Here is a 2,218-nt window from a genome sequence, read left to right on the forward strand (position 1 = left end):
GGCTGATGCGGGCGGCGCGTCGTCGACGGCCGCGGCCGAGCGCCCCTCGTCGGTCGGGGCAGGGGCCGCCGCGGGGGCGGCTGTCGCCTGCGGATCGTCGTGCTCGGATCCGCGCTGCTCGCGGGCGGCCTCCTCGGCCTCGCGGATGGCGCGGAGCTGGCGGCGGGTGAGCACGCCGCCGGACAGGAGGATCGCGGAGGTCTCGGGGCCGACGCCGGGAGCGGGGGCCGCGGGGGACGTCGTCGTCTCCTCGGGCTGGGGGGTGGATCCGTCGCCGCCGGCGGACGCCACGATCTCGGGCTCGTCCGCAGCCGGGGCCGACGCCGCGGATGTCCCGTCAGCGGCGGCCGTCGGAGAGCCGTCCTCGGCAGGCGACGTGCCCTCGACCGGGGCGTCGCCGGCCTCGTCGATGCCGAGCTCCCGGGCGCGGGCGCGCTCGGCGGCGCGCATCTCACGGCGGCTGAGCCCCAGGGTCGCGGGAGCGGGACCGTCGTCGAACGAGGTCGGCCCGGTGTCGGGCGCGTCGTGGGAGGGGGTCATTGCGGGCTCCGATACAGGTGGTGCTTGGAGATGTACTGGACGACTCCGTCGGGGACGAGGTACCACACGGGGAAACCGCGTCCGACTCGGCTCCGGCAGTCGGTCGAGGAGATCGCCAGCGCCGGGACCTCCAGCAATCTTACGTCGGCGTGCGGGAGGCCGCTCTCGGTGAGGTCGTGGCCCGGGCGGGTGACGGCGACGAAGTGCGCCAGGTCCCACAGCTCGGAGACGTCCTTCCAGCCGAGGATCTGCTGGATCGCGTCCGCGCCCGTGATGAAGAACAGCTCCGCGTCCGGGTGCGTGCGCCGGATGTCGCGGAGCGTGTCGATCGTGTACGTGGTGCCGGCGCGGTCGATGTCGACGCGGCTGACCGTGAAGCGCGGGTTGGCCGCGGTGGCGATCACGGTCATCAGGTAGCGGTGCTCGCCGTCCGTGACCGTCTGCTTCTGCCACGGCTGCCCGGTGGGGACGAAGATCACCTCGTCGAGCTGGAGGTGCTGCTGCACCTCGCTCGCGGCGACGAGGTGGCCGTTGTGGATGGGGTCGAACGTGCCGCCCATGACCCCGATGCGGAGGCGCGGGGTCGCGGCTGTCGTCATGTGGCCGGTGCTCGCGCTCAGTGCGTGGAGTCGGCGGTGCCGTGGCCCTGCTCGGCGACGGGGGGCTTGCCCCACTTCTCCGAGTGGCGGTTGCTCACGTCGCGGAAGCTGAACATGACGACGCCCAGCGCGAGGAACGCGACCGCCGCGACGGCCGGGAACACCCAGAGGGGCGCCGCGAGCTCCATGGCGTGCTCGGTCTCGGCGAGGATGGTCGTGGTCAGCGCGTGCATGGGATCTCCGTTCGTGGCACGCCCCGTCGAGCGGAGGCGGCGCCTGCCATCCTACCGGCGGGCCCCCGTGCGGGGCGCACCCGCCGCCTGGCGTGCCGTCAGCCGCGGACCTGCCCGCTCCCGCGCACGATCCACTTGGTGCTCGTGAGCTCCTGCAGGCCCATCGGCCCCCGCGCGTGCAGCTTCTGCGTGGAGATGCCGACCTCCGCACCGAAGCCGAACTCCGATCCGTCGGTGAAGCGCGTGGACGCGTTGATCATGACGACGGCCGAGTCGACGGCGGCGAGGAAGCGCTCCGCGACGGCCAGGTCGCTGGTGACGATGGACTCGGTGTGGTGCGTCGACCAGCGGGCGATGTGGGCGACGGCGTCCTCCACCGAGTCGACCACGCGGACCGCCACGTCGAGGGAGAGGTACTCGGCCGCCCAGTCGTCGTCGGTCGCCGGGACGGCGGCGGGCCACAGGTCGCGGACGGCCGCGTCGCCGTGCACGGTCACGCCCCGGTCGCGGAGGGCGTCGAGCACGGCGGGGAGCACGCCCGGGGCGGCGTCGCGATGCACGAGCAGCGTCTCCATGGCGTTGCAGACGCTGGGGCGGCTGACCTTCGCGTCGACCGCGATGTCGACCGCCATGCGGACGTCGGCGGAGGCGTCGAGGTAGACGTGGACGACGCCCGCCCCGGTCTCGATGACCGGCACGGTCGACTCCTCGACGACGGTGCGGATGAGCTCGGCGGATCCGCGGGGCACGAGGACGTCGACGAGGCCGCGCGCCCGCATGAGCCGCGCCGCGCCCGCGCGCCCGTGCACGTCGACCGTCTGCACGGCGTCGGCGGGCAGGCCCGCG

Annotated in this window: 3 protein-coding genes and 1 pseudogene; all 4 read right to left on the bottom strand. The window is 74.2% G+C overall.

Going from position 1 to position 2,218, the window contains the following annotated elements; all coding sequences use genetic code 11:
• Positions 1 to 540, bottom strand: a pseudogene (locus DZG00_RS14775) (hypothetical protein); the annotation flags it as partial.
• Entirely contained in the window at positions 537 to 1,139 is a 603-nt protein-coding gene (gene nadD / locus DZG00_RS14780; protein ID WP_119383140.1) for a nicotinate-nucleotide adenylyltransferase, read from the bottom strand. The gene nadD and the pseudogene DZG00_RS14775, both read right to left, overlap by 4 nt.
• A 17-nt stretch (positions 1,140 to 1,156) precedes the next feature.
• Positions 1,157 to 1,372, bottom strand: coding sequence for a hypothetical protein (locus tag DZG00_RS14785; protein WP_119383139.1), 216 nt, complete (start codon positions 1,370 to 1,372; stop codon positions 1,157 to 1,159).
• A gap of 98 nt (positions 1,373 to 1,470) precedes the next feature.
• Positions 1,471 to 2,218 (bottom strand): glutamate-5-semialdehyde dehydrogenase (locus DZG00_RS14790; RefSeq protein WP_119455785.1); only part of this gene is annotated, 748 nt, incomplete at its 5' end.

Origin of the sequence: Clavibacter lycopersici (assembly GCF_003576405.1) — a bacterium.
In the GTDB taxonomy this organism is placed as follows: domain Bacteria; phylum Actinomycetota; class Actinomycetes; order Actinomycetales; family Microbacteriaceae; genus Clavibacter; species Clavibacter lycopersici.

Coding starts and splice junctions, on each gene's coding strand:
- nadD (WP_119383140.1), bottom strand. CDS start 1,139: ATGACGACAGCCGCGACCCCGCGCCTCCGCATCGGGGTCATGGGCGGC.
- DZG00_RS14785 (WP_119383139.1), bottom strand. CDS start 1,372: ATGCACGCGCTGACCACGACCATCCTCGCCGAGACCGAGCACGCCATG.